The sequence below is a fragment of the Natronococcus sp. genome (assembly GCF_047921035.1).
Lineage (GTDB): Archaea > Halobacteriota > Halobacteria > Halobacteriales > Natrialbaceae > Natronococcus.
The window spans coordinates 1-6,476 of sequence record NZ_JBLRWX010000144.1 but is presented as its reverse complement, the minus strand read 5'-3'; the positions used below and the strand labels follow the sequence as shown (position 1 = coordinate 6,476).

The window sequence follows — 6,476 nt, the reverse complement described above, 5'->3', positions numbered from 1 at the left end:
TGATCAACCTGCCCGATCCCGCGGCTGCCCTCGAGGAGTTCGCCCGCGTCTCGAGCGATCTCGTCGCCGCCGTCGAACCCGACAACGGCGCCGTCGCGGTCGACTCGAGCGTCGCGAGCGAGGAATCCCTCGAGTCCCGTGCCCGACGCGCCTACCTCGACGGCGTCGGGACCGACGTGACGCTGGGAGCCGACGCTCGCGAGTCGTTTTCCGAGGCGGGCCTCGAGGTCCTCGAGACGCGCCGGTACGATCACGAGCGGACGATCGAACCGCCCTACGGCGAGGCGGCGTTGACGATCGCCCAGCGGAAGGCGACCGGTGCGGGGCTGGCCGACGACCGGGAGACGATGCTCGAGGGCGAGCTGACCGGCGAAGAGTACGACGCCCTCCGCAGCGAGTGGCGAGCGATGGGCCGGGACGTGATCGAACAGATGGAGGACCGACGCTACCGCCGGAGCGAGGAGATCCCGTTTTTCGTGACGGTCGGCCGGGTGAACGGGTCGCGGTAGTCGGCAGTAGTGTAGGGAAGTTGTGCGCCGAGGCCCAGAGGCGTGCTGGCTGTTACGTAGAGAGTGTGTATGGACCGTCTGGCGTTGTATCTGCAGCCTCAACCAACCACTGCCGGGTGGGACTGAAAGGGGCTGGCGCGCTCGAGGAGCGAGGCGACGTAAGCACTGGACCGAACGCAGTGAGGGAAGCGCGCAGCGAGTCGTAGCCCTCGAGCGCGCCAGGGGCTTTCGCGGTGATACCGACGAGTAGCAGGTCCTACTCGCACGAACACAATGAATAGCCACACCCTCCCCAGCCGATTCGCTCACTCGCTGCGCTCGTTCGCTCATCCCTCGCACAATGTCATCGACCGCCCTCACTGACGTTCGGACGGCCGATAGCGCGCGCCACCGCAGGGGAAAAGGGGCGGAACGAACTGATACACGGTTCACCTGTACGTAACGCAATTATACTGACAGCGGTGGATTCCCACGTCCTCCCCAGCAGAGTCGGTCGTGCAAAGAACAGTGTTCGAAATCACACGTCCGACATAGGGTCCACAGCAATACCTTCGACCGCTTGGTTCGCAGACTCTCGTCAATCCGACTCCTCGCCCCGGCCGAGCAGCGAGACGTAGATCCCGATCAATCCGGCACAGACCACCACGATCCCGGTCCAGAGATCGAGCACGTTCACCAGCGCCAGCACCGATCCCGTGAGCACGAGCGCGACGTTCGCAAACACCGCGAGACGGGCGGTGTCGAGACCTGTCGTCAACGACGTGTTCATACCGATACCTCCGATGGTGGCAGCAAAAGAGTTTGTATGACGAATTTCAGACGACGTCGCCCCGCACCGTCACGCCCTCCTGTTGCTCGCGCCAGGCGTGGACCTCCCGTGCGGCCTCGCCGGCTTCCGCCTCCTCCATCCCGAGCATCTCGAGGGCGGCCGACAGCGTCGGCAGGGCGAGTTCGCTCTCCCGGAGCTTGCGGAACGCCTCCTCGCTTTTCGTCCCGTCGACCCAGAGACACACCCCGCGGGGATCCAGCAGCTGGGTGTAGTCCTCCCGGAGTTTCGCGCCGCGCAGGCGTTGGGTGACGTTGTCCTCGAAGCCAGCGTTACAGACCTCGAGGTGGATCGGCTCGTCCTCGCCGAGCAACTGCGCTGCGAGACACTTCTCGGGGGCGGCGTGGCCGTTCGCGTTCGCCCGGAGGTACTCCGGATACTCGGCGGCCCAGTCGGCCCGAACGGACTGGCCGACGCCTTCGATACCGTACTCCTCGCCGACGTCCGCTCCGTCCGCCGACGGACTGTCGTCGCGCATCAACACGTCCTTCGTCAGGTAGACGTCGAGCCGTTCGACGGGATCGAGCCCGAGCGCGATATCGCCGAAGGCCCAAATTTCACGGACGGGAACGGGTGTGCGCTCGCGCTCGACGGTCTCGACCAGCGCCTCGAGTCGGTCGACCGCCTCCTCGCGGGGGAACTCGCTCATGGCGGGGAGTCGGCCCTCGAGGCGCAAAACGATTTCTCAGTGGGACAGCTCAGGCCTTCTTCTCCCGATCGGTCGTCACGTACACCGTATTCCGAACCGTCGCGTGGACCGTCCCCTCGCTATCGACGAGGTCGACGGTGTAGTGGCGGTCGACGGACTCCGTCCCCTCGGTCGCCAGTTCGGCCTCGATCGCCGCGACCTCCTCGTCGGTGATCGCACACCGCGCGTACAGCGTCTCCCGTCCGGGCTTCTTGAACCGGATCTCGGCCTCCCTGTCCCAGACGACGTACTCGTCGCCGAGGTTTTTGAGGAGCATCATCATGTAGAACGGGTCGACCGCGGCGTACATGCTGCCGCCGAAGGTCGTCCCGACGTAGTTCCTCGTGCGCCAGTTTAACGGTAGTTTCACACGGACCTCCTGCCAGTCGGGGGCGATGTACGTGACCCGGCCGCCCGTCCGACGGTAGGCCGGAAACAGGTTGAATCCGAGACGGTAGAGCCGCGAGCGAAGCGCGTCGAGCATACATCGACTCGAGGACGATGCGTGAAAGCCGTTAGCAAAACTCTCCTTCCGTGTCCGACAGTTGTCGGTCGATCGCCGGAGGATCGATCGCCGGACCCCGAACGGCCGGCTCGTGTCAAGAGCGCAGATTTTTACCCGTACCCGGCGAAAGGAGGCGTATGCGACACCGCGTCTTCAACGAGGACGGCGAGGAGGAACTCGTCTTCGTCATGGGCTGGGGCAACCGCTGGACCCACGAGAACGTCAGCTGGCTCATCGGGAAACTGACTGAGGCCGGCTACCGGGTCCACGCCTTCGAACTCCCGACGAACATCGACGACTTCAAAGCCGACTGGCTCGAGCCGATCGCCGAGTACGTTCTCGATCTCGAGGAGTACCAGCTGCTGGGCCACAGCGCGGGCGCGCTCATCGGCCAGGCGTTAGACGGCGCGGACAACCACGTCTACCTGAGCCCGTTCTGGGGGTACGGCGAACGCTACGCCGAACCGCTGCTCGAGGCCGCCTCGCGGGTGCCGACGACGTTTCCCTGTCTCCCCGCCGGCGAGATGGATCGGGACGCGCTTGGCGAGAAGGCGACCGACCACCAGCTCGCGACGATCCCCCGCTGGGTCTCGCCGGCGTTCGTCCGCGAGACGCGCCACGCCCAGGAGAACCTGCTGACGATCGATCACGACGCCGTCGTCTTCTGTTCGCTGGCCGATCCCGTCATCAGCCTCCGCCCGATCGGCCACCGGGTGCCCGCCGACCACGTCGTCCTGTACAACGGCGGCCACGAGCTGTTCTCCTCGCCGGGTCGCGACCGCTACGTCGAACTTCTGCTCGAGGCGCTCGAGGAGGGCGCCGACACGGTCGAGGCCCGCGAGACGGTCCCCGCCTGAACGAGCCGAAACGGACATACGCGCCCGTCGGTAACCTCACCTCGATGGATTGTAACCGGTGTGAGGGGGAGGCGATCATGCACGCCGCCTACTCGGGGGCACACCTCTGCGAACGCCACTTCCGGGAGTCGGTCGAAAAACGGGTGCGCCGACGGGTGCGGCGGGACGATCTGGTTCCCCACGACGCGACGCCCGAGAACCCGCAGACGTGGGTGATCGGCCTCTCGGGCGGGAAGGACAGCGTCGTGCTCACGCAGATTCTGCACGACACGTTCGCCGAGGATCCACGCATCGAACTCGTCGGGCTGACGATCCACGAGGGGATCGAGGGCTATCGCGACAAGAGTCTCGAGGCCTGCGTCGACCTCGCCGACGAGTTGGGCATTCGCCACGAGGTCGTCAGCTACGAGGAGGAGTTCGGGATCCGAATGGACGACGTCGTCGAGGACGACCCCGAGAACATGGCCGCCTGTGCCTACTGTGGCGTCTTTCGACGCGATCTGCTCTCGACGTACGCCGAGGAGCTCGAGGCCGACCTCCTGCTGACGGGCCACAATCTCGACGACGAGGCCCAGACCGCGCTGATGAACTTCCTCGAGGGCGACGTCGGCCAGATGGCCAAACATTTCGACGCGAGCCTGGGGCCGCTCTCGGAGCGGGGCGAACAGGAGGAGTTCGTCCCGCGGGCGAAGCCGCTTCGGGACGTTCCCGAGAAGGAGGTCGCACTGTACGCCCACGTCGAGGGCCTCCCCGCCCACATCACGGAGTGTCCCCACGCCAGCGAGGCCTACCGCGGCGAGATCCAGCAGCTCCTGTACGACTTAGAGGAGAACCATCCCGGAACCCGCCACTCGATCCTCTCGGGCTACGAGGAACTGGCCGGCATCGTCGCCGACAGGCGCGACGGCGAGGGCGAGGACGGCGGCGACGGTCCCGACCTCCGGGAGTGTGCCGAGTGCGGCTCGACCACGACGCGGGAGGTCTGCCGGAAGTGCGGGCTGCTCGAGTCGCTGGCCTGAGGACTGTAAGACACGCTATTGCTCTCCCCACGAGTCGCACCCGTTGAACGCCGCATCGGGCTTCGAACCGTCCGATTCCGGCGTCGCCACTCGAGACGAGCAGTCCTTCGAGAAGCGATACCCGACGACCGGCTGGTGTGGTGTGTCGGTTGCCGGCGCGGGGTCGCGTCGTGTCAATCGTGGCGGCGGCCGAGCCGTGGTGTGTCGGACGGCCGCCGCGTGGTGTGTCGATCGCAAACGCGACCGAACCGTATGTGGTGTGTCGCTGCCGGTTCGGTCGCGCGTCGTCAGCGGGTTCCGTCGGTGGTGTGTCAGCCGTGTGTCGGACTACCGGATGACGTCGACGCCGTTCTGGCGCTCGAGTTCGTTCCGGCCGCCGTCGCTTTTCGCACCGTGTTTGAGGTTGTTGCTCGCGTCGAAGTCGCCGTCGCTGGCACCTTCGATGCTGGCACGGGAGCGGTCGGCCTGCTTCTGGGTCGACGGGCCGAGCACCTGGGCGCTCTGGACGCCGGTCATGATCGCCATGACCCGCACCTTGCCCTTGTAGTTCTCCTGGATCCGGGCGCCCCAGATGACGTTGGCCGAGGCCTCGAGGCGCTCGGTGATGTTGTCGGCGATTCCCTCGGCCTCCTTCAGCGTGAGGTCGGGGCCACCGGTGATGTGGACGAGTCCGCCGCTCGCGCCGCGGTAGTCGACGTCCAAAAGCGGGTGGTTCATCGCGTCCTTGACGACCTCGTCGGTCTTGTTCTTGTCCTGGGTCTCGCCGACCAACATTACGGCGACGCCGCCCTGGTTCATGATCGTGGACATGTCCGCGTAGTCCAGGTTGATCAGCGACGGCTGGGTGATCGTCTCCGAGATCCCCTTGACGGTCTCGGCGATGATCTGGTCCATCACCGAGAACGCCTTGCCGATCGGGAGGTTCGGGACGTAGTCGAGCAGGCGGTTGTTGTCGAGCACGATGATCGAGTCGGCCTCGTTGCGCAGCTTCTCGAGGCCCTCCTCGGCTTTCACCGTGCGGGCGCGCTCGACGTTGAACGGTGTCGAGACCATCCCAACGACGATCGCGCCCTGCTCCTTGGCGATCTTCGAGACGACGGGGGCGGCACCGGTACCGGTACCACCACCCATGCCCGCCGTGACGAACACGAGGTCCGCGTCGCCGAGCACTTCCTTGATCGTGCTCTGGGCCATCTCGGTCGCCCGTTCACCCATCGACGGATCGCCGCCGGCGCCGAGCCCGTTGGTGAGCGACTTGCCCACCAGGATCTTGGTGTCGGCCTCGATCATCTTCAGGTGCTGTTTGTCCGTGTTGATCGCCACGGTCTCGGCGCCGTCGACGCCGATGTTGTACAGCCGGTTGATCGTGTTGTTGCCGGCACCGCCGGCACCGACAATGACGATTCGGGGCTCCCCGAACTCGTCGCCGTCCATGTCGGCTTCCATCTCCCGGGCCTCCTCCTCGGCGTTTTCGAGTGCGTCCTGAACGATATCCTGCATCGTTACACCTTGGCCCAGTTGCGTTTGCCGGTCTGTTCGGTCCGACCGTCGGACTGTTCGTTGACCATCTCGCGGACGGCCGAGCGAATCGCTTCGCTCCGATTCGGGAACTCGCCCGAGTCGACCAGTTGTTCGACCTCCTCGATCTGCTGTTTCGGAATTCGCAGTGTCACACGCTCCATTGTTGTATTCCCCGTTGGGGGTAAGACGGTGTGCGCCCCTGTCAGACGCACGGTGTCTTACACCAGAGCCGCCCGACATCGGGCGATTTCCGGCGTTCGCCGGCCGGTGTAAGACAACCGTCTTACGCGACTAAATGCGAGACTGTCGAAGATATTAAAACTTTCGTCCGACACGAGGTTCTGTGTATTACACGAGGCCTTATGTGGAGTCGAGGACGTCGGCGGCCGGCGTCCGACGACCGCAGCCGGGACAGAACGACCAGTCCGAGCGGAGCTCGTCACCGCAGTCACAGAACAGCCGTCGGGCGGTTTTCTCGCCGCAGTTCGGGCAGTAGACGTGGTCGGGATCGACCGTCTCGCCGCACTGTGCGCAGTTGGGTTCGGAGCCAC

The 6,476-nt window shown here is 65.4% G+C and carries 8 protein-coding genes and 1 pseudogene; 3 read left to right on the top strand and 6 right to left on the bottom strand.

Translation table 11 applies throughout. The features are described 5' to 3' along the window. Positions 1-509 (top strand): annotated as a pseudogene (locus ACNA7R_RS18725) (SAM-dependent methyltransferase); the annotation flags it as partial. Between the two features lie 577 nt (positions 510-1,086). Here the strand turns inward: ACNA7R_RS18725 and ACNA7R_RS18720 are convergent. Genes ACNA7R_RS18720 through ACNA7R_RS18710 form a run of 3 tightly spaced genes read right to left on the bottom strand, consistent with a single transcriptional unit; the run spans position 1,087 to position 2,507 of the window. Beyond that, positions 1,087-1,278 (bottom strand): hypothetical protein, encoded by a 192-nt coding sequence (locus ACNA7R_RS18720; RefSeq protein ID WP_416285036.1) that lies wholly within the window; start codon positions 1,276-1,278, stop codon positions 1,087-1,089. Between the two features lie 46 nt (positions 1,279-1,324). Beyond that, on the bottom strand, positions 1,325-1,984 hold the full coding sequence (locus tag ACNA7R_RS18715) for a hypothetical protein (protein ID WP_416285035.1): 660 nt from the start codon (positions 1,982-1,984) through the stop codon (positions 1,325-1,327). Between the two features lie 49 nt (positions 1,985-2,033). Then, the gene (locus ACNA7R_RS18710) at positions 2,034-2,507 is read right to left on the bottom strand and encodes a DUF4442 domain-containing protein (RefSeq protein WP_416285034.1); all 474 of its coding nucleotides are present in this window, start codon (positions 2,505-2,507) and stop codon (positions 2,034-2,036) included. Positions 2,508-2,665: 158 nt separating this feature from the next. Here ACNA7R_RS18710 and ACNA7R_RS18705 point away from each other — a divergent pair, with 158 nt between their 5' ends. Next, entirely contained in the window at positions 2,666-3,385 is a 720-nt protein-coding gene (locus ACNA7R_RS18705; RefSeq protein WP_416285033.1) for an alpha/beta hydrolase, read from the top strand. Positions 3,386-3,429: 44 nt separating this feature from the next. Further along, entirely contained in the window at positions 3,430-4,404 is a 975-nt protein-coding gene (gene ncsA, locus ACNA7R_RS18700; RefSeq protein ID WP_416285032.1) for a tRNA 2-thiolation protein NcsA, read from the top strand. A gap of 327 nt (positions 4,405-4,731) precedes the next feature. On the opposite strand, the gene ftsZ is transcribed toward ncsA, so the two are convergent. The 3 genes from ftsZ to ACNA7R_RS18685 form a co-directional block, all read right to left on the bottom strand. Further along, positions 4,732-5,904, bottom strand: a complete 1,173-nt coding sequence (gene ftsZ / locus ACNA7R_RS18695) for a cell division protein FtsZ (protein ID WP_416285031.1) — start codon at positions 5,902-5,904, stop codon at positions 4,732-4,734. Between the two features lie 2 nt (positions 5,905-5,906). Next, positions 5,907-6,086 carry a ribbon-helix-helix domain-containing protein gene (locus ACNA7R_RS18690; protein WP_005556653.1) on the bottom strand — a complete coding sequence of 60 codons (180 nt, stop codon included), beginning with the start codon at positions 6,084-6,086 and terminating at the stop codon, positions 5,907-5,909. Between the two features lie 199 nt (positions 6,087-6,285). Further along, a partial coding sequence (locus tag ACNA7R_RS18685) for a double zinc ribbon domain-containing protein (RefSeq protein ID WP_416285030.1) occupies positions 6,286-6,476 on the bottom strand: 191 nt, incomplete at its 5' end.